General features: G+C 69.0%; 23 protein-coding genes and 1 tRNA gene. 8 read left to right on the top strand and 16 right to left on the bottom strand.

Features of this window, described 5'->3' with window-relative positions:
- Positions 1-175 precede the first annotated feature (175 nt).
- The 3 genes from ACFQ9V_RS09630 to ACFQ9V_RS09620 form a co-directional block, all read right to left on the bottom strand.
- Positions 176-1,441: an ABC transporter substrate-binding protein gene (locus ACFQ9V_RS09630; RefSeq protein WP_382458944.1), complete on the bottom strand. Its 1,266-nt coding sequence runs from the start codon at positions 1,439-1,441 to the stop codon at positions 176-178.
- Positions 1,442-1,555: 114 nt separating this feature from the next.
- Positions 1,556-2,749 carry a Gfo/Idh/MocA family protein gene (locus tag ACFQ9V_RS09625; protein ID WP_382458943.1) on the bottom strand — a complete coding sequence of 398 codons (1,194 nt, stop codon included), beginning with the start codon at positions 2,747-2,749 and terminating at the stop codon, positions 1,556-1,558.
- Positions 2,746-3,960, bottom strand: coding sequence for an ROK family protein (locus tag ACFQ9V_RS09620; RefSeq protein WP_382458942.1), 1,215 nt, complete (start codon positions 3,958-3,960; stop codon positions 2,746-2,748). Before ACFQ9V_RS09620 ends, ACFQ9V_RS09625 begins: the two co-directional genes overlap by 4 nt.
- Positions 3,961-4,196: 236 nt before the next feature.
- Between ACFQ9V_RS09620 and ACFQ9V_RS09615 the strand changes: the two genes are divergently transcribed.
- Both ACFQ9V_RS09615 and ACFQ9V_RS09610 read left to right on the top strand, forming a co-directional pair.
- Positions 4,197-5,303, top strand: a complete 1,107-nt coding sequence (locus ACFQ9V_RS09615) for an AI-2E family transporter (protein ID WP_382458941.1) — start codon at positions 4,197-4,199, stop codon at positions 5,301-5,303.
- A gap of 20 nt (positions 5,304-5,323) precedes the next feature.
- Positions 5,324-6,085, top strand: coding sequence for an SDR family oxidoreductase (locus ACFQ9V_RS09610; protein ID WP_382458940.1), 762 nt, complete (start codon positions 5,324-5,326; stop codon positions 6,083-6,085).
- Here ACFQ9V_RS09610 and ACFQ9V_RS09605 read toward each other — a convergent pair.
- The gene (locus ACFQ9V_RS09605; RefSeq protein ID WP_382458939.1) at positions 6,064-7,008 is read right to left on the bottom strand and encodes an NAD-dependent epimerase/dehydratase family protein; all 945 of its coding nucleotides are present in this window, start codon (positions 7,006-7,008) and stop codon (positions 6,064-6,066) included. The two genes, ACFQ9V_RS09610 and ACFQ9V_RS09605, sit on opposite strands and share 22 nt — an antisense overlap.
- A gap of 68 nt (positions 7,009-7,076) precedes the next feature.
- Here ACFQ9V_RS09605 and ACFQ9V_RS09600 point away from each other — a divergent pair, with 68 nt between their 5' ends.
- Positions 7,077-7,424 carry a metalloregulator ArsR/SmtB family transcription factor gene (locus ACFQ9V_RS09600; protein WP_382458938.1) on the top strand — a complete coding sequence of 116 codons (348 nt, stop codon included), beginning with the start codon at positions 7,077-7,079 and terminating at the stop codon, positions 7,422-7,424.
- Between the two features lie 30 nt (positions 7,425-7,454).
- Here the strand turns inward: ACFQ9V_RS09600 and ACFQ9V_RS09595 are convergent, their stop codons facing one another.
- From ACFQ9V_RS09595 to ACFQ9V_RS09580, 4 genes are all read right to left on the bottom strand, one after another.
- Positions 7,455-8,678, bottom strand: coding sequence for an MFS transporter (locus ACFQ9V_RS09595; RefSeq protein ID WP_382458937.1), 1,224 nt, complete (start codon positions 8,676-8,678; stop codon positions 7,455-7,457).
- Between the two features lie 95 nt (positions 8,679-8,773).
- Complete coding sequence (locus ACFQ9V_RS09590) at positions 8,774-9,487, bottom strand: class I SAM-dependent methyltransferase (RefSeq protein WP_382458936.1); 714 nt, start codon at positions 9,485-9,487, stop codon at positions 8,774-8,776.
- Positions 9,484-9,951: an SRPBCC family protein gene (locus tag ACFQ9V_RS09585; RefSeq protein ID WP_382458935.1), complete on the bottom strand. Its 468-nt coding sequence runs from the start codon at positions 9,949-9,951 to the stop codon at positions 9,484-9,486. The genes ACFQ9V_RS09590 and ACFQ9V_RS09585 overlap by 4 nt, the downstream gene beginning before the upstream one ends.
- Before the next feature lie 98 nt (positions 9,952-10,049).
- Positions 10,050-10,616: a hypothetical protein gene (locus ACFQ9V_RS09580; RefSeq protein ID WP_382458934.1), complete on the bottom strand. Its 567-nt coding sequence runs from the start codon at positions 10,614-10,616 to the stop codon at positions 10,050-10,052.
- Between the two features lie 120 nt (positions 10,617-10,736).
- Between ACFQ9V_RS09580 and ACFQ9V_RS09575 the strand changes: the two genes are divergently transcribed.
- Together ACFQ9V_RS09575 and ACFQ9V_RS09570 are read left to right on the top strand one after the other, a co-directional pair.
- Complete coding sequence (locus tag ACFQ9V_RS09575) at positions 10,737-10,997, top strand: hypothetical protein (protein WP_382458933.1); 261 nt, start codon at positions 10,737-10,739, stop codon at positions 10,995-10,997.
- Between the two features lie 5 nt (positions 10,998-11,002).
- The gene (locus ACFQ9V_RS09570) at positions 11,003-11,434 is read left to right on the top strand and encodes a hypothetical protein (protein ID WP_382458932.1); all 432 of its coding nucleotides are present in this window, start codon (positions 11,003-11,005) and stop codon (positions 11,432-11,434) included.
- Between the two features lie 100 nt (positions 11,435-11,534).
- Here the strand turns inward: ACFQ9V_RS09570 and ACFQ9V_RS09565 are convergent, their stop codons facing one another.
- Complete coding sequence (locus tag ACFQ9V_RS09565; RefSeq protein ID WP_382458931.1) at positions 11,535-11,876, bottom strand: hypothetical protein; 342 nt, start codon at positions 11,874-11,876, stop codon at positions 11,535-11,537.
- Between the two features lie 145 nt (positions 11,877-12,021).
- Positions 12,022-12,606 (bottom strand): hypothetical protein, encoded by a 585-nt coding sequence (locus tag ACFQ9V_RS09560; RefSeq protein WP_382458930.1) that lies wholly within the window; start codon positions 12,604-12,606, stop codon positions 12,022-12,024.
- A gap of 102 nt (positions 12,607-12,708) precedes the next feature.
- Between ACFQ9V_RS09560 and ACFQ9V_RS09555 the strand changes: the two genes are divergently transcribed.
- Positions 12,709-12,948: a hypothetical protein gene (locus ACFQ9V_RS09555; RefSeq protein ID WP_382458929.1), complete on the top strand. Its 240-nt coding sequence runs from the start codon at positions 12,709-12,711 to the stop codon at positions 12,946-12,948.
- Positions 12,949-13,091: 143 nt separating this feature from the next.
- Here ACFQ9V_RS09555 and ACFQ9V_RS09550 read toward each other — a convergent pair whose 3' ends face one another.
- The 6 genes from ACFQ9V_RS09550 to ACFQ9V_RS09525 all read right to left on the bottom strand — a co-directional run bounded on the left by ACFQ9V_RS09550 (position 13,092) and on the right by ACFQ9V_RS09525 (position 15,502).
- Entirely contained in the window at positions 13,092-13,220 is a 129-nt protein-coding gene (locus ACFQ9V_RS09550) for a hypothetical protein (RefSeq protein WP_382458928.1), read from the bottom strand.
- Positions 13,221-13,261: 41 nt separating this feature from the next.
- Complete coding sequence (locus ACFQ9V_RS09545; RefSeq protein ID WP_382458961.1) at positions 13,262-13,582, bottom strand: HepT-like ribonuclease domain-containing protein; 321 nt, start codon at positions 13,580-13,582, stop codon at positions 13,262-13,264.
- Positions 13,583-13,652: 70 nt separating this feature from the next.
- Positions 13,653-13,958, bottom strand: a complete 306-nt coding sequence (locus tag ACFQ9V_RS09540) for a nucleotidyltransferase family protein (protein ID WP_382458927.1) — start codon at positions 13,956-13,958, stop codon at positions 13,653-13,655.
- A gap of 86 nt (positions 13,959-14,044) precedes the next feature.
- The gene (locus tag ACFQ9V_RS09535) at positions 14,045-14,332 is read right to left on the bottom strand and encodes a hypothetical protein (protein ID WP_382458926.1); all 288 of its coding nucleotides are present in this window, start codon (positions 14,330-14,332) and stop codon (positions 14,045-14,047) included.
- Between the two features lie 258 nt (positions 14,333-14,590).
- Positions 14,591-15,082 (bottom strand): hypothetical protein, encoded by a 492-nt coding sequence (locus tag ACFQ9V_RS09530; RefSeq protein ID WP_382458925.1) that lies wholly within the window; start codon positions 15,080-15,082, stop codon positions 14,591-14,593.
- Positions 15,083-15,429: 347 nt separating this feature from the next.
- Positions 15,430-15,502, bottom strand: a tRNA-Lys gene (locus ACFQ9V_RS09525).
- A 121-nt stretch (positions 15,503-15,623) separates the two neighbouring features.
- On the opposite strand from ACFQ9V_RS09525, the gene ACFQ9V_RS09520 reads away from it, so the two are divergent.
- Both ACFQ9V_RS09520 and ACFQ9V_RS09515 read left to right on the top strand, forming a co-directional pair.
- Complete coding sequence (locus ACFQ9V_RS09520) at positions 15,624-16,427, top strand: inositol monophosphatase family protein (protein WP_382458924.1); 804 nt, start codon at positions 15,624-15,626, stop codon at positions 16,425-16,427.
- Between the two features lie 141 nt (positions 16,428-16,568).
- Positions 16,569-17,444, top strand: a complete 876-nt coding sequence (locus tag ACFQ9V_RS09515; protein ID WP_382458960.1) for an ABC transporter ATP-binding protein — start codon at positions 16,569-16,571, stop codon at positions 17,442-17,444.
- Positions 17,445-17,446 lie beyond the last annotated feature (2 nt).

The raw sequence follows: 17,446 nt of genomic DNA, 5'->3' as shown, positions 1-17,446 counted from the left end.
CTCAGACACCGACACCGACACCGACACCGACACCCTCACCGGCCCCCCGCCCCCGGGCGCGGGGCGCCCCCGGCGGGGGGCCCGGGGGGGGCCGGGGGGGGGGGGCGGGCGCGGGGGGGGGGGGGCGCCGCCGGCGCGGCGCCCGCTCCCTTCGTGATCGTCTGAGTGGACATCGTCACTCTTTGGCGAGGTCCGCGTTCATCTGCGCTGCGAGCTCCTTGGCGACCTCGGCCACCGGCTTCGTGCCGCTGAACGCGTCGGGCAGGAGGTCGCTCTCCGCCTTGTTCCAGGCCGCGGTGTTCTTGGAGATCGGGTACGGGTACGCGTAGTCCGTCGCCGCCTTCTCGAACACGCTCAGGTCCCACGGCGCCGAGTCGACGAACGCCTGCTGGGTGCCGTTGTACGCCGGGTTCGCCGCGCCCATCTTCGCCTGGGTCTGCGCGGCCTCCTTGCCGCCGAGGTAGTTCTGGAAGGCGATGGCGGCCGACTTGTTCTTGGAGTCCTTGGCGACGACGTTGGCGAGACCGTGGATGACGGTGGCCTGGCGCGCTCCGACCGGCAGCGGCGCGACCGCGATCTGGGCCTTGACGGGCGAGCTCAGCAGCTCGGCGTTCGACCAGGTGCCCGACCAGAACATGGCCGACTTGCCGTTGATGAACCACTGGTCCTGCGGGGTGTCGGAGAGCTGCGCGAGCGTGGGCGACGATCCGTCAGCGATCAGGTCGCGCACGAACTGCAGACCCTTGATGGTCTTGGGGTCGTCGTAGCCCGACTTCTTGCCGTCGGAGGAGATGATCGAGCCGCCGGCCTGCAGGATGGTGTTGTAGTACATCTCCTGGCCGCCGCTGAGACCGCTGGCCTCGCCGTAGATCCCGTCGCCCTTGAGCTTGTCCGAGATCGCCTTGGCCTTCTGGTGGAAGTCGTCCCAGGTCCAGCCCGCGGTCGGGTACGAGACGCCCGCCTTGTCGAAGATCGCCTTGTTGTAGTAGACGGCGATCGTGTCGAAGTCCTTCGGGACGCCGTACTGCTTGCCGCCGTACGAGTAGAGCGAGTCCAGCGCCTTCGGGTAGTTGGCGGGGTCGATCGCCGAGCCGACCGGCTCCAGCAGGCCGTTGGACGCGTAGAGCTGGAAGTTGGGGCCGTTCATCCAGAACACGTCGGGCAGCGTCTTGGACGAGCCCTGCGTCTGCAGCTTGGTGAAGTAGTTCTGGTACGGAGTGATCTGGGAGGTCACCTTGATGTTCGGATAGGTCTTGTTGAAGTCCTTGATCAGGGCCTCCATTGCGGGCTTCTGGTTCACGTCCCAGTACGCGTAGGAGATGCTGGCCGACAGATTATGATCGGCAGGGGCATCGGAGCCGCTGCCAGTGTTGGACGAGCATCCGGCGAGCACGACTGCGGACGCGACAGCGGCCGCAGCCGCGAGCAGGGCTTTTCGCATTGGTTTCTCCTTCGAAATGTGGTGTCGATGCTTCCCGGGTCGGCGACTTGACCTCGCCGGCCCGGTCTTCCTTCGGTGCAGGGTGCTCCGCTGTTCGCGGAGCGCGGGACGTCGCTACAGGAGCGCGACGACCCTCTCGTCCGCGGCGGGCACGGCGCGAGGCCGCGATCCGTCGCGAAGCGATTCGGTGGCCGCCACGGCGGTGGCCACGGCGTTGCGCGCTGCCACCGCTGACGTCGTCGTCGCGGTGCCGTCGCGCACGAAGCCCACGAACTCGGCGATGGTGAGCCGATCCGCGTCTCCGTGCCCGCCCTCGTCGTCGAGCACGGGGTACTCGACGTCGCCTGCGGGGTTGTAGGTGGTCCGGCGGTTCCAGACGCGGACGACCGCGCCCTGGCTGTCGCCGAAGTTCTCCAGGCGCCCCTCCGTGCCGATCACGGTGTAGTTGCGCCAGTAGTCCGGGGTGTAGTGGCACTGCTGGTACGAGGCGTAGACCCCGTTGTCGAGCCGCATGGTGATCATGGAGATGTCCTCCACGTCGATCACCGGGTTGAGCTCGCGCTGCGTCAGCGGCGGCCAGGAGTCCAGCGAGAACCAGTCCGGCATCGCCCGGTCGGAGTTGTCCCTGCGGTCGTCGATGCCGCCGTAGACGGTCAGCCCGCCCATCCCGGTGACCAGCTCGGAGTACCCGCCGGCCAGCCAGTGGATGATGTCGATGTCGTGCGCGCCCTTCTGCAGCAGCAGGCCGTTGGACTTCGCCCGCTCGGCGTGCCAGTCCTTGAAGTAGTAGTCGCCGCCGTTGCCGACGAAGTGCCGGCACCAGACCGCCTTGACCTCGCCGATCTCGCCGCGCCGGATGATGTCGCGCATGGTGCGCACCACGCTCATGTGGCGCATGTTGTGGCCGACGTAGAGGCGGGTACCGGTCTCGGCGGCGGCCGCGAGGATGGCGTCGGCGTCGGCCACCTCGATGGCGAGCGGCTTCTCCAGATAGACGGCGATCCCGGCGCGCAGCAGGTCGATCGCGAGCTCCGCGTGGGTGTGGTCGGGCGACGTGACGAACGCGGCGTCGACCGTGTCGCCTCCCGCGATCAGCTCGCGATGGCCGGCATAGGTCGCGCCGGCGCCGAACGTCTCGGCCGCGCGCTCCCGCGCCGCGGGCGACGGGTCCACGACGGCGACGATGCTGCCGTCGCCGCTCTCGATGGCGTGGTGGGCGATCTCCGAGCGCGCGCCGGCGCCGATCACGGCCAGGCGCAGCACCCGCTTCTCCGCGGCGTCCACGCCGATCGTCTCCTGAACGGTCATCTCCGCGATCCCTCCACACTCTCCCGCGCCGCCAGGGCCTGCGCCCCGGCCACGTCGATCTCGGGCTCCGGCATCCCGGGAGCCAGGTACAGCCGCTCCATCGCCTGGCCGGAGGCCAGCGCGAGCGCGCCGAGCACCACCGACTCGGCGCCGAGCTCGGACTGGATGATGGACGGCCGCACGGGCACGCCGATCTCGGACATGACCGCCGCGCGCAGCGGCCGGAGCAGCTCCTCGCCCGCGCGCGACAGACCGCCGCCGACGACCACCACGTCCGGGTCGACCGCCATCGTCACGGTCGCGATGCCGGTCGCGACCCCGCGCACGAACGCCTCGATCTCCGCGATCGCGGCCGGGTCGCCCTCGCCTGCAGCGCGGAAGACCTCCTCACCGGTTCCGGCGGACTCCCAGCGGAGCTGCCCTGAGTCGTCCACGTGCATCGAGAACACGCTGCCGCCGATCTCGCCCGCCGCGCCGTGGCGCCCGCGCCGCAGCTTGCCCTCGATGATCAGCCCCATCGAGATGCGGTGGCCGGCGAAGAAGTAGGCGACGTCGTCGACGAGCCGGGCGGCGCCCATCCGGTGCTCGGCCAGCGCGGCGAGCCGCATGTCGTTCTCGATCGTGACCGGGCAGCCGAACTCCTCGCTCAGCTTGCCGGCGATGTCGACGCCCTCCCAGTCCGGGAAGTTGTGCGACACCGTGAGCCGGCCGTCTGAGCCGACCATGCCGGAGACGGCGACGGCCATGCCCGAGAGGCGGGACAGCCGGCCGGTCTCGATGCCCGCGAGCTCGAAGCACGCGTGCACGGCCTCCTTGACGCTGTCGAGCCGGCCCACGCCGACGAAGGTGCCGTCGATGTCGCGCTGGTGCCAGGCGACGACGCGACCCGTGAGGTCGGCGACGACCACGCGGATGCGGTGGATGCCGACGTCCACCCCGACCAGGAGTCCCGCGTCGGCGACGAACTCGAAGATGCGGGCGGGCCGGCCGGCTCCGCGGCCGCCGAGGGTGTGCTCGTCGATCATGCCGACGAGGCCGCGCTCGCGCAGCAACGGGAGGGTGGCCTCCACCGTGGGACGCGAGAGGCCGATGCGCTCGGCGAGCTGGGCGACGGTCGCGCGGCCCCCGTCGCGCAGCGCCACGGCGACACGAGCACCGCTCGTGTTCGTCAGTCGCACGTCGTGCGTCGCGCCGTTGTCGCCCGGGACCATCGCAGGACCTCTCCGTCCGTTACAAAGAAAATGACTTTTGTAATTGCTTTCGGACAGTAGAGCATGCCGGTCAGGAGAAGGTCAAGAGCGGATTTCCTACAAACAAATCGATTTGCATATTCCGGGTCACTCTCCCCCGGTTCTGCCGGCCGCGCGCGTCGGTCTTGTCCTCCCCGACCGCGCCCCAATACGCTCGGCGGAAGGCGTGAAATACGCCGACGACGAGAGGCGGGGCCATGCGTTTCATCCAGTCGCCGGAGCGGCGCACGCACACGCAGGCTCCCGACACCGGGAGCGCGCCGCTCCTGAAGCGCAGCCCGCTGCTGTTCGGCTTCGTGGTCACCCTCGGCGCACTGGGCGCCGTCGCCGCCGGCTACATGCTCTACGGCCTCCGCTCGATCATCTTCTCGGTCTTCCTCGCGGCCTTCGCGACCGTCGGCCTGGACCCGCTGATCCGCTGGTTCCAGCGGCACGGGATGAAGCGGGCCTGGGCGATCGTCACCGTCATCCTGCTCATCGTCGGCGTGCTCGTCGCGATCATCTGGGTGGTCGTCCCGCTGGTCGTGCAGCAGATCACGAACCTCGCCACGGCCATCCCCGCCGAGGTGGCCAAGCTGCGGGCCGAAGGCTGGTTCGACACCACCAACGCCGCCAGCAACGGCGTCCTCGGGCAGGCGCTCACCTGGATCTCCGACCAGGTGAAGAACCCGCAGACCTGGGCGAACATCGGCAACGGCCTGGTCGGCGTCGGCCTCTCCGTGCTCAACGGCTTCACGACCGGCTTCTTCATCGCCATCCTGACGATCTACTTCATCGCGTCCTACGACTCCACCAAGGCATCGCTGTACCACCTGGTGCGCCGCTCGCACCGCGCGCAGTTCGAGGGCTACTCCGAGCGGATCCTGCAGAACTTCGGCAAGTACCTGAGCGGAATGGTGATCCTGGCGTTCCTCAACGCGACCTACAGCCTCATCCTGCTGCTGGTCACCGGCGTGCCCGGAGCGTTCCTGATCGCACTCGCGGCGTTCTTCATCACGCTCATCCCGCTGATCGGAACGGTGCTCACCACCATCCTGATGACGATCCTGGCGCTGATCCACTCGCCGGTGAGCGCGATCCTCGTGCTGATCTTCATGCTGATCTACATGCAGGTGGAGGCATACATCCTCACGCCGAAGGTGATGGGCAAGGCGGTGCAGATCCCCGGCTCGGTCGTGCTCATCTCCGCCCTCGCGGGGTCGACCCTGTTCGGCCTCCCCGGCGCTCTCGTCGCCATCCCGATCTCCGCCGGCATCATCCTCATCATCAAGGAGGTCGTGATGCCCAGGAAAGATCGGACGTAGCGGGCGTAGAGTCCATCGACGTGACCACCACGATCGCCCTCATCACCGGGGCAAACAAGGGAATCGGCTTCGAGACGGCCCGGCGGCTCGGCGAGCTCGGGATGACCGTGCTCGTCGGTGCGCGCGACGAGCAGCGCGGGCTCGCAGCGGAGGCCGCGCTGCGGGACGGCGGCGCCGACGCCCGGTTCGTTCAGCTGGACGTGACCGACGAGGGCTCGATCGCGCGGGCCGCTGTGGGGATCGACCGGGAGTTCGGCCGCCTCGACGTGCTGGTCAACAACGCAGGCACGGCCACCGTCTCCCGCCAGCGAGCCGTCGCCAGCGCGACCTCCCTGGCGGACATGCGCGCCGTCTACGACATCAACGTGTTCGGCCTGGTCGCAGTCACCAACGCGATGCTGCCGCTGCTCCGCCGCTCTGCGGCTGGGCGCATCGTCAACGTGTCGAGCGAGGTCGGCTCGATCGGGTCGCAGTCCGACCCGGCCAGCCCGCTGTACGACATGCCCGCGTCCGCGCAGTATCCGTCGTCCAAGGCGGCGGTCAACATGCTCACCGCGATGTACGCGAAGGAGCTGAGGGGCACCCCGATCAAGGTGAACGCCGCCAACCCCGGCTTCACGGACACCGACTTCAACGACCACCGCGGCATCCGCTCGGTCGAGGACGGCGCCGAGCCGAGCGTCCACCTGGCGACGCTGCCCGACGACGGGCCGTCCGGCGTGCTCTGGGGGCACCTGTGGCTGCGGGAGGGCGAAGGAGGCTACGGCGTGCTGCCCTGGTAGCCGGTTCGGCGCGCGCCAGCACGGCCACGGCCGCGCCACCACCGCACCGCCCGCAGATCGTCGGGCCTGAAGCCGCCCTGCGGCAGCGCCGCCCGGATCCGCTCATCGTCGAACGACCGCCACGGCCGCAGGCCCTCCGGCAGCTCGGGCGCGTACGGCGCCGGCTCGTCCACGCCCTCGGCCAGCATCCGGGCCTGGGCCTTCGCGACCAGCGGGACCACCATCGTCCACTCGGTGAGCCGGGCGAGCACCCGGATCGTCCAGACCGGCGCCGGGACGTAGACGGGCCGGCGCCCGGCGACGCGCGCGATGCGGCGGACGGCCTCCCCCAGCGTGAGCTCGTCCGCGCCCATGACCGCGACGGTCGGGTCGGGAATGCGGCCCTCCAGCGCGGCGACCAGCACGTCGACGGCGTCGTCCACCGGCACCGGCCTGACGTTCCGCTCGCGGAAGCCGACCGTCGCGAAGATCGGGAGGGTCCGCACCGCGCGCGTGACGTGGTCGATCATGTGATCGCCCGCACCGTAGATCATCCCGCACTTGAGGATCGTGTGCTCGATCCCGGAGGCGCGCACGAGCTCCTCCGCGGCGAACTTCGTCTCGTGATACGGCGACCCGCAGTCCGGCCTGGCTCGCAGGAAGCTGACCATGACGATCCGCTTGACGCCCGCCCGCCGCGCGGCCTCCACGACGGCGCGCGTCCCGTCGACGTGGACCCGCTGGAAGGTCTGGCCGCCGAGCTCGCGGTTGATCCCCGCGCAGTGCGCGACCGCGTCGCAGCCGTCGAAGGCCCGCGTCAGGGCGTCCACGTCGTCGATGTCGACGCCGGTGCGACGAGAGACGATCACGGTCTCGACGGGATCCAGCCGCTCGACGAGGTGACGTCCGACGAACCCGGTTCCCCCGGTGATGGCGATGCGCACAGTCCCTGCTCCTTCGCTTGTTAGCAATGAAGCTAAACTGTATCTAGCAATGGTGCTATATTGCAACCATGACAGACAGCGCGACCGAGGTGTTCGCGGCGCTCGCGCATCCGACGCGGCGCCAGATCCTCCAGGACCTCAAAGATGGAGAGCTCGCGGCCGGGGAGATCGCCGCTCGCTTCAACGCCACCGGCCCGACCATCTCCCGTCACCTGAGCGTCCTGCGCCAGGCCGGCCTCGTCACCGAGCGCCGGGACGCCAACCGCATCCTCTACTCCCTGGTCACCGACCGGCTCGCGCTCTCGGTGGGCGACTTCCTGTCGACCGTGTGCCCGGAGCAGATCGTGCTGCGCGAGGTGCGCAAGCGCGGCAACGGCCGGGGCACCGGACGCGCGGCCGGTCAGCCTGCGGGGTAGTCCCGCGACGACGGTGAGGCTCGCGCCCGCCTATCCCCGCACCCGCTCCCCCCCCTTCCGGTTCAGCACCACCAGCCCGCCGGCCGCCACCAGCGCCAGCGCCGCCGGGATGACGAACACCAGCGGCAGCCCGAGCGCGCCCGCCCCGAGGCCGCCCGCGAGCCCGCCTACCGCCGAACTGAGCGCAGGCGCGCTGAGGTAGATCGCCGACGCCGTGGCGATCGCGGCGGGGAGCAGCCGCTGGGCCACGATGATCCCGAGGCCGGCGAAGACGCCCCAGACGCCGCCCATCAGGACTTGGCCCGCGAAGAGGCCGAGCGCCGTCCCTGTCGTGGCGAAGAGGAGGTTCGCGCCCACCCCGAAGAGCGCGCCGAGCACCATGAGGGGCAGCATCCCCATCCGCCGTGCGACCACGACCGCGACCGGCATCAGCACGAGCTCGACCAGCGGCTGGATGCCGATGATCGCGCCGCTGAGGGCGGCAGGGAAGTGCAGCTGGTCGTTCATGTAGATCGGCAGGTACGCGTACTTGATCGGCTCGCCGGCATACACCAGGATGAACAGCCCCGTGAACGCGAGGAGCGCGGCCATCGCCCGCACCGGCACGTGCGCGACCGGCCGCGGGGCGTCCGGGTCGTCCGCGGTCGCGTCGACGCGCTCGCGCAGCGTCCCGAGCGGCACGATCTGGGCGAGCGTGCACACCGCGGTTGCGACCAGCATGGTGCGCAGCCCCGCCTGAGCCGCGAGGAACGCGCCGGCCACCGGCCCGATGACCCAGCCGAGGGTCAGCGCCATCCGCACGATCGACACCACGCCGTCTGCCGCCGGGGTCGGCGACGCCGCGAGCTCGTCGTGGATGGCCGCGAAGAGCTGGGAGGTCGCCGCGCCAGCGAAGCCGAGCACGACAGCGCTGATCACGAACGGCATCCACAGCGCTCCGGAGTACGCGATCGCGAGCCAGCCGGCGAACCCGGCGACCGCGCAGATCCGGAACAGCCCGAGCCGGCGACCGGTGCGGTCGGAGCGCCGCCCGATCAGGTAACCGGCGACCGGGGCGGTGAGGTTGGTGAGGTAGTAGAGGCCGGCCGTGGTGAGCGAGGCGCCCAGGTCCCTGACCAGGAACTGGGCGATCTGCGGCGCGGCGGCGGAGAAGCCGAGGCCGGAGAGGAACAGTGCGACCGTCGCGCCGCGGTAGAGCGGGGAGGCCAGCACGACCCGCACGGCGGACGGGGTGCGGGTGAGTTGATCGGTCATCGAAAGCGGGGTCTCCCTCGGGCGGGCCGGAAAAACCCACTATTGGATGGTTTGTGCGATGGTAGGCGCTGTGAGCCGCCTCCGCAAGCGCGACCTCACCGGGAGGTCGACTCCCCCGCACCCGAACCCGCACCCGCACCCGTCCCCGCACCCGTCCCCGTCGCGAGGAACGCCGTCCCGAAGCACAGCTCCTCCCACGCTGCGTCCGCCAGCGCGTCCCGCATCGCCTGGCGGATGACCTCCCACGGCCGCCGCCCGATCCACTCGTCCAGGGAGGCCGACTTCCCCACCGCCGCGACCCCGAGCCGCCTCACCCAGGCCGGCGTGCGGTCGGGCGCCTTCAGGTCGAGCACCGCCCAGCGGCCGCCGCGGACGAGCGCCGCCGCCCCGTGCGCGACGACCGCGCCGCAGTCCGGCACCTGCGTCAGCGCGTAGGTGGACAGGATGGCGTCCACCCCGCCCGGGAAGGCGAACTCCGCCGCCTCCGCCTGCACCAGTTCCACGTTCCGCCAGCCGTGCGCCGCGACCCGCGACCGGGCGCGGTCGAGCATCGCGTCGGTCAGGTCGACCCCGATGAGCCGTCCGCCCGGGCCGATCGCGTCCTGCAGCAGCGGGAAGTTCAGCCCAGTGCCGCAGGCGACCTCCACCACGGTCGCGCCGGGGCGCAGGCCGAGCGCCCGCACGGTGCGGAGCCGCTGCGACCGCTGCGGGTAGCCGGGCACCGGATACAGCCGCGAGGTGAGGTCGTAGTGCGCGGCCTTCCGCCGGTAGACCTCGATCAGGCGCTGGGCGCCGTCCACCCGGGTCACGGCGACCCCGCGCCCGCCTGCACGTCGGCCTCCACCGCGGCCTTGATCGCGGCCATCTCGATGTCGCTGGTGCGCTGGATCCTGCTCCGGAGGATGCCGGGCGGGATGAGGCGCATGACGTTCGCGAGGTCGACCTCCACCCACATGATGGCGTCGGTGCTGTCCTCGCCGGCCGGGAGGATCTCCATCCCCCAGCGCGCCGGCGAGGACCCGATGGTGCCCGCGAACGCCATCGTGTGGGGTTCATCGACGCCGGTGATCCGCTCGCTGCGGCGATGCTCCCGCCGGAAGTCCCTCGCCCGCTGATCGATCCACCCGCCGGCGACGAGCGAGCCGCCGCCCCGGACGTTGCACTCGAGCACGGTGGGCGCCCACTCGGCCCAGCGCCCGACGTCGGCCAGGTAGTCCCACACGTCGCGGACACTGCCGGCGACGACGATCCTGCTCTCGGTGCGAATGGTCATGGGTCAGGCCGCGGGGTCGTCACGGCGTGCGTCCTCCTGTGAGGTACACGGGGTGGGCGGGTGGAAGGTTCACCGCGCTCAGCCGCGTCGCGACGTGTTCAGACCTCGTCGTCCCGACCATAGGCGAACAGGGACCACGGCGGGACATCATACGGGTCCGTCCCCTCCAGCGAGCGCCGATCCGTGTGATCGCCGAACTCGCGCCGGACGTAGTCGAGGAGATCCCGCCCGTAGAAGATCACGTCGGTCTGCCAGACGGAGAACACCGGCGCGCCCGGGCCGGCCGGCGACGCGGGCAGGTACCGATGGCCGTACACCGGGACCAGCGTGGGCCAGTGCCTGATCCGCTCGCGCGCGACGTCCACGCGTTCGTCGAGCTCGCTCGGCGCGTCGCCCCAGGACGCCGGCCAGAATCCACTCTCCCGTACGTCGAACAGTGCCCCCTCCCGAGGCCACGACAGAGCGTGCTCGAGGGCAGCGTCGTCACCGCGCCAGTCGATCCACCGGCCGCCGCGCGGTGCAGCGAGCGACAGGAAGTCGCGATGGTCCGGGCTGAAGCCGAATCCGAAGCGATCCTCGATGGCCTCCAGTTCGGCGGGGGTGAGCCCGGGATCGAGCGGGACGCCCCGGGACCGCAGGAAATCAATACTGGCGGCTGCGGTCATGCAGGAAGCCTAGTGACCCGACCGATATCCCGGGATGTCGCATCCCGCCCATCCCCTCGACCTGGAGCAGGATGAGGCCACGCCCCCACCACCGACGAATGGCCCGGAGTCACGACAACGATGCAGAATCCCACGGTCAGCACGATCGGTGTGCCCCCGACGCCGACGTCGCCGGTGCGTTCGTACTACCGGTATCCCGCCCCTCACGACGACCTCTGGCTGTATTACGACGGGCAGACCTGGGTCGGAGAGCCTCGGACACTGCCGTGGCTCCGGCAACCGGTCGCGTGGGCGCGCGGGCGGGCGCCAGTGTGGTCGTTCTTCGCGGTCCTCGGCGTGACGGTCGTGGCGATCGTCCTGACCTACTCCCCCTGGCGGTGAGGCCGGTGTTCGTTCGCGACCGGCTCGTCCGGAGATGGACCACGTCGATCGGTCCCGGGTTGGCGGAGGACCTCGCGCGCGCCTACCTGCCCCAGCTGCTCCTGATCGTGACGTACCCGGTCTGGTGGGCGATCGAGATTCTGCATGCCGTCACCAGAGGCCCGGCCCACTCCATGCTCGGGATGGTGAACGCCGGTTTCCCCGTGGTGCTGCTGGCCGTCGTGGTCGTCGTCCTGGTCCTGCTCCGCCGGGTGCGCAACGCCATCCGTCGCACCCTGTGGGCCCGCGGCTTCGACACCGCCACGCGCCCGAAGGTGCTCACCCCGTCACGCTTCCGATCCTGGCTCGCCGAGGCGGGTGTCTCACCCGAGCTGGCCGCGGAACTCCTCAGCGAAGCGCATCCGGGACGAAGGGCCACAGCCGGCGACTCGGTCTGACGACGTCCCGCTCGTTACGGCCTGGCCGACAAGATGCTGCTTGGGCAGCTGCGTCGACGAAACGGATCCGCAGTGCCGCTGCCTCCAGGAACCGCCATGCTCAGGACGTGTGGGAGGCCGAACCGATCGCGGCGAGGATCATCACGCCGAACAGGATGATCGGGATGGGCAGGAACCCGCACACGATAGCCGCGATGGCTTCACGCCGACGGAAGCCACCGATGCGCGTGGCCGTGCCGAGACCGATGAACCCGAAGATGATCCCCAGCAGCGCCGGCAGCCAGCACATGAAGATTCCGACGAAGGGGATGAGCGACAGAGCGGCGCCGACGATGCCGAGCACCATCCCGGCGATGGCCAGCCCGTTGGTCGGCGGCTTGGGAGCGTGCTGAACATAGACGTACTGCGTCGGCTGGCTCCCCCAGCCCGGGCCTGAACTCATGGCGCAACCCTGACATCGATCGCGGGTTGCCCGGCAGTCCCAACGCGGGGGTGGTGAACGCGCAGGGCTCCGCTCGGCCGTGGCACCGAGCCCGTACCGCGGTGTGACTGTTCCCGGATGCCGCTATTCGTGTGCCGCCGTGGTGCTACTGCTGCGTGATGCCGACGACTGCGACCAGCATGATGCCAACGATGATGAGCGCCGCCACCGCGAAGATAAGGGTGGCAACGACCGTCAGCCGGCGAACCACCGTGCGACGCGCGTCTGCCCTCGGGTCGGCGTCGACGACGAAGACCTTGGCGATGGCCGTCTCCACGATTCCCGAATACGGAGGCCGTCCGACTGTGACCGAATCGGATCCCGCCACGCTTGCGGCGCTTGCAGCCTTGGGCGCACCGTCACGGACCGGGTTTCGCCCACCGAAGACCGTAACGACGTTCGTCCCTGTCACGACAAGCAACACCAAACCGACGACGAGCGAGGAGAAGAAGACCGCCGGCCGCGAACCCGACGCGTAACTCCACACGGTCGCACCAAGTCCGATGTCGATGAGCAGCAGGGCGCCGTACAAGACCGAACGTTTCACGGCGCGTGAGCGCGCCCCATCGAATGAGTGCCTCGAGGCCCACTCTAGTACGCCAACGAGTCGGCGCCGGAGGATCAATGCGAAGATTCCGATGACGAGCGGCCAGAACGCAATCAACTCCAGAACCACTGACGGCGTGAACACGGGTGCTTCCCTTCGCGGTGAACGGAGTATCAGGATATTTGCCCAAGCGATTCTGCCCGTCTATCTCCGTCCGCTCGGCGATCCCCGGGCAGAATGACCCACGTGAACATAGAACCGATCGTGATGCTCATCGCTGGGTGCGGAAGTATCGCAGCAGGATTCGCAATCGTGCTGTTCCGCTCAGAGTTCGCGGCTAGGAACAAGAAGAACATCGAGGCGAGCATCGTCGGCAAGCTATTCCCAGGTTTCGGCGAACGGTCAACACCGGGAAAGATGATTCCTGTGGGAGTGATATCCGTCATCGTTGGCATCACGCTGATCGTCAGGTCCATCTCGGCGTGATCTCCGAGACACTTCCCGGCCAGTGGCCATGCTTCTGCTCCGCCCCGCCGGACGCCGGACACCGCTCGGAGGCCCCGTACGACGGTTGAGTGCGACCGTGAGGAGGTCGTTCCGTTCCTGCCCTGAGCCGTGGCCGGCAGCCCTCAGGAGGGGAACATCCCGATCCACCACACGGTCAGTCCGAGGAGCACGAACACGGCGCCAACGGTCAGCAACAGCCACAGAAAGCCGACCAGGTACTCGACACCGGCGCGCCCACGGGTATCGGGCACACGCCGCCCCACGAGGCGGTCGATCGTGGATCGACCGCACGCTAGGGCTCCGGAGGACCGATCAGCTGGGTCTTGCCGCCAACATCATCCCTAGGGAGGAGTGCACTCCACTCGCGGGCAATTGCGGCTGCGACAAAACCAGGCCCTCCCCGACAACGAGAAAGGCCCCCGATCCCACTGTTTCCAAGGGATTCGAGGACTTCTCGCCACCTGCGGTGTTGGGTGCGCCCCCAGGGACTTGCACCCGGATACGGGGCCGCCGGAGGGGGGATTAGCTCCGGGAGGTCACCGGTCAGGATTTCCCACACTCGCCGCTGATCCAGCTGCGCGTACGCGTGTACAAGGATGTTTCGCGTCGCGATGCTGTGGCCCTGTGCGACGGATGCGGCTTTCGTCGCGGCCTCGCGCGCATCCCAGACGAACGCCGGCTACTCAGGCAGCAAAAAGATCCTCGGCGCTGCCGAAGGCCGACCGCGCAAAGTACGGATTGCGCACCGCTCCGGCATCGACCAGATCTACCCCGCGACCCACGATCCGTTCCAGCTCTTCCTTCAGGTCGAAGTAGTCGTGGAACAGTCCACCGCGGCCCGGCAAGAAGTCGACGAGAAAATCGACGTCACTAGTCTCGCGGTCAAACTTCTCGCCAAGCACCGACCCGAAGATGCGAAGTCGCTTGACGCCATGTGCTTCGCACGCGTGAGCGATCGCCTCCACATCGACTGGCACCGCGGTGATCATGGCAGGAATCATCCCACGCCGACGGATTCCGCGGCTAAAGGTGCAGGGCTGCCCAGCTCGCGGTGCTCACGGTCGCCTGCCCCGTTTCAATTCGTGGAGCACTCATCCACCCCTTGGGGCGTGAGCTTTGAATCGGATCGGACAAGTTCGAAGCACAGAGGATTTCCGGATCCGGTGTCTAGACCGAACGCGATCGTTCGCTCATTGTCGCGGCCGGTGACGAAGAGACCATTACTTCGGCACGTCCCTGAATCCGGATACAGCGTTATGTTCTGATTCTCCGGGAGGATGCCCCACTTCCCGGAACAACTCACAACCGGGCCGCGCGGCTCATCCGAAATGCCGTCAACAACGTATTCCGGCATGTTCGTCATGACGAAAGTCGAATCCGATCTCAGAACCAGCCGGCCCGGACCATGCGCCCACGTACCGACCACGTCAGAGGCGACCCTTGCCGGCGGGTAGGAGCCGCCAGTACAACCGGCAAGCGCGAACAGAAGACCGACGATTGCGGCTCCCGCGCCCAAGCGTCCCCCACCCTCACGCGACTGCATGTATCACCGCCAGCCAGAACCCGTCAGCGCGCAACGACGGGGTCATCAACAGCTCCCTCGCCGGCCGGCGGCGCTGCCTCAGCAGTCCCCTGCCCAGCGGCCCGGCTGGCAGGTGGCGCCGTCCATCCCGCTTCCGGGAGCGAAGGCGATACTGTCCACCAGCCAGATGCCGTCCTTCTGGATAAGTGTCGCGATCTGCGGGGTGGCGTAGCCGTACTCGGGAAGTGGGTGCGGCCGCGGCATCATGGTGGTCTCGGTGAAGTCCACGACGACATCGTCTCCCTTCCTGCTCATCGTGGTCGTGTCGATCGATGTCGTGAAGCCGACGAGCGTGTCGGGCACGCTTCCCGCGGACGGGGCCCGCTTGAGCCGCGCCCCTTCGGCGATCGTGACCTGCCGGGGAAAGGCCGGGGACCTGAACGAAGATGCGAGCGCCGAAGTCACCATCCGACCGTCCCGGTAGTTGATGTCGGCTCTGATGGCCTGGCGAATCTCGGCCTGGTCGGAGGGCATGATCCCCTGAGCCATCGAAGCGACGGTCGTCGCTCCCAATACGAGCAGCAGCATCATCGCCGCCCCTGTCACGCCGCCTACCACCCACCAGATACGCACCCGCGATCTCATCGACTCGTCTCTCCCCCATCGTGCTCCAGACGCTACCCGCGAACCGCTTGGCGTTCACGCTCTCCTAGCCGCGCACGCAAATGCGAATGACGTCAGTCAATCGCTCCAGTGCGACACGCGCGTCCTCCTTGAGATGCATTTGGGCGTGAAGCGAAGGACAAGAGACGACTCAATCAGAGGTGGGCGCAAAGTGGGCAAACGGCCTCATCATGCACCGGCTTGCGACAACGAAGAAGCCCCCGATCCCAGTGTTTCCACGGAATCGGGGGCTTCTCGCCACCTGCGGTGTTGGGTGCGCCCCCAGGGACTTGAACCCTGAACCCATTGATTAAGAGTCAATTGCTCTGCCGATTGAGCTAGAGGCGCATTCGCTCCGGTTTCCCGGACCGAGGCTCAACATTAGCATCCGGTCCGGGCGGGACGCCAATCGACGCCACCGCAAGTGCACCCCGGGCGTGTCCCGGCGCAGGGCCGCTAGGCTCCTGGCGTGAACGACGCTCGTGACACCGCCCCGCTCCGCTCCGACGACCTGGCGCTCGCGCTGCGGCTCGCCGACCTCGCCGACGGCATCTCGTCCGCGCACTTCCGGGAGCGCGGCCTGCACATCGACACCAAGCCCGATCGCACGTTCGTCACGGAGGCCGACCTGGCCGTCGAGCGGGCCATCCGGGAGGCGCTCGCCGTCGAGCGGCCGGGTGACGGCATCCTCGGCGAGGAGTACGGCACCGAGGGCGACACCGCGCGGCAGTGGATCCTCGACCCGATCGACGGGACCTCCAACTACCTGCGCGGCGTGCCGGTGTGGGGAACGCTCATCGCGCTCGCCGAGGACGGCAAGCCGGTCGTCGGTGTGGTCAGCTCCCCCGCGCTCGGCAAGCGCTGGTGGGCGGCGGCCGGCGGCGGCGCGTGGACGACGGACGCCCCCGGCGCAGAGCCGCGGAGCATCCGGGTGTCGGCCGTCGACGACCTCGCGAACGCGTCGGTCAGCTTCCAGAGCATCGCGCAGTGGGATCAGGCCGGCTACCTCGACCGGCTCGTCGCGCTCACCCGGCGGGTGTGGCGGGACCGCGCGTACGGCGACATGTGGGCGTACATGCTGCTGGCGGAGGGTCTCCTGGACGCGGTGGGCGAGTTCGACGTGAAGACCTACGACCTGGCAGCGCTCATCCCGATCGTGGAGGAGGCCGGCGGCGCCCTCACCTCGGTGACAGGCGAAGCGGGGCCGTCCCACGGCTCCTCGCTCGCGTCGAACGGCCTGCTGCACGCGGCCCTGCTCGACGCGCTCGCGTAGCGGGGCGAGTGCCGAGCAGGCAATGCCGGAGAACACTTTCATAGGGTCCGAATCCCGCGACCGCGGCACCCTCCACCCAATAGGCTCGACCGTGTGAACACCCACAGCGCCGAGCCCCTCGTGCACATCGCCGGCTTCCGCATGGACTTCGGGCGCACCACCGTCATCCGCGACCTCTCCTTCGACATCGTCCGCGGCGAGACGTTCGGCTTCCTCGGCAGCAACGGCTCGGGCAAGACCACGACGATCCGCGCGCTGCTCGGCATCTACCAGCCGACCGCCGGCGTCCTGCACATCGACGGCAAGGACTTCTCCCCGGAGGCCGGCGAGCGGCTCGGCTACCTCCCGGAGGAGCGCGGCCTGTACAAGAAGGAGTCCGTCATCGACGTGATGGTCTACTTCGGCCGGCTGAAGGGCCTCGGCGCCGAGAAGGCGCGGCGCTGGTCGAGCGAGTACCTCGAGCGCGTCGGGATCGGCGACAAGGAGAAGGTGCGGCTCGACAAGCTCTCCGGCGGCCAGCAGCAGAAGGTGCAGCTCGGGGTCACGATCATGAACCAGCCGGAGCTGCTCATCCTCGACGAGCCGACGAAGGGCTTCGACCCGGTCAACCGGCGCCTGCTCATGGACATCATCGACGATCAGAAGCGCGCAGGCTCCACCGTGATGATGGTGACCCACCAGATGGAGGAGGTCGAGCGGCTCTGCGACCGTGTCATCCTCCTCAAGGACGGCGTCTCCCGCGCCTACGGCACCGTCTCCGAGGTGCAGGAGCAGTTCGGCGGCACCGTCGTGCACGTCGACCACGACGGCACGATCCCCTCCTCCCCCGCCTACCGCGTCGCGAAGGACGAGGACGGGCACGCCGAGCTGGAGGTCGCCAACGACGCCGACACCGCTGCGATCCTCCGCGGCCTCGTGGACACCGGCCTCCGCATCACCCGCTTCGCCCCCACCCGCAAATCCCTGGACGACATCTTCGTCGAGGTCTACGGCGCCGAGAGCCGCCAGGAGGACTGAGC

It is taken from the genome of Leifsonia sp. NPDC056665 (genome assembly GCF_042791795.1).
Taxonomy (GTDB): domain Bacteria; phylum Actinomycetota; class Actinomycetes; order Actinomycetales; family Microbacteriaceae; genus Leifsonia.
This window is presented reverse-complemented; position numbering and strand designations above follow the sequence as displayed.

Coding starts and splice junctions, on each gene's coding strand:
- ACFQ9V_RS09630 (WP_382458944.1), bottom strand. CDS start 1,441: ATGCGAAAAGCCCTGCTCGCGGCTGCGGCCGCTGTCGCGTCCGCAGTC.
- ACFQ9V_RS09625 (WP_382458943.1), bottom strand. CDS start 2,749: ATGACCGTTCAGGAGACGATCGGCGTGGACGCCGCGGAGAAGCGGGTG.
- ACFQ9V_RS09620 (WP_382458942.1), bottom strand. CDS start 3,960: ATGGTCCCGGGCGACAACGGCGCGACGCACGACGTGCGACTGACGAAC.
- ACFQ9V_RS09615 (WP_382458941.1), top strand. CDS start 4,197: ATGCGTTTCATCCAGTCGCCGGAGCGGCGCACGCACACGCAGGCTCCC.
- ACFQ9V_RS09600 (WP_382458938.1), top strand. CDS start 7,077: ATGACAGACAGCGCGACCGAGGTGTTCGCGGCGCTCGCGCATCCGACG.
- ACFQ9V_RS09595 (WP_382458937.1), bottom strand. CDS start 8,678: ATGACCGATCAACTCACCCGCACCCCGTCCGCCGTGCGGGTCGTGCTG.
- ACFQ9V_RS09585 (WP_382458935.1), bottom strand. CDS start 9,951: ATGACCATTCGCACCGAGAGCAGGATCGTCGTCGCCGGCAGTGTCCGC.
- ACFQ9V_RS09580 (WP_382458934.1), bottom strand. CDS start 10,616: ATGACCGCAGCCGCCAGTATTGATTTCCTGCGGTCCCGGGGCGTCCCG.
- ACFQ9V_RS09575 (WP_382458933.1), top strand. CDS start 10,737: ATGCAGAATCCCACGGTCAGCACGATCGGTGTGCCCCCGACGCCGACG.
- ACFQ9V_RS09565 (WP_382458931.1), bottom strand. CDS start 11,876: ATGAGTTCAGGCCCGGGCTGGGGGAGCCAGCCGACGCAGTACGTCTAT.
- ACFQ9V_RS09540 (WP_382458927.1), bottom strand. CDS start 13,958: ATGATCACCGCGGTGCCAGTCGATGTGGAGGCGATCGCTCACGCGTGC.
- ACFQ9V_RS09535 (WP_382458926.1), bottom strand. CDS start 14,332: ATGACGAACATGCCGGAATACGTTGTTGACGGCATTTCGGATGAGCCG.
- ACFQ9V_RS09530 (WP_382458925.1), bottom strand. CDS start 15,082: ATGATGCTGCTGCTCGTATTGGGAGCGACGACCGTCGCTTCGATGGCT.
- ACFQ9V_RS09515 (WP_382458960.1), top strand. CDS start 16,569: ATGGACTTCGGGCGCACCACCGTCATCCGCGACCTCTCCTTCGACATC.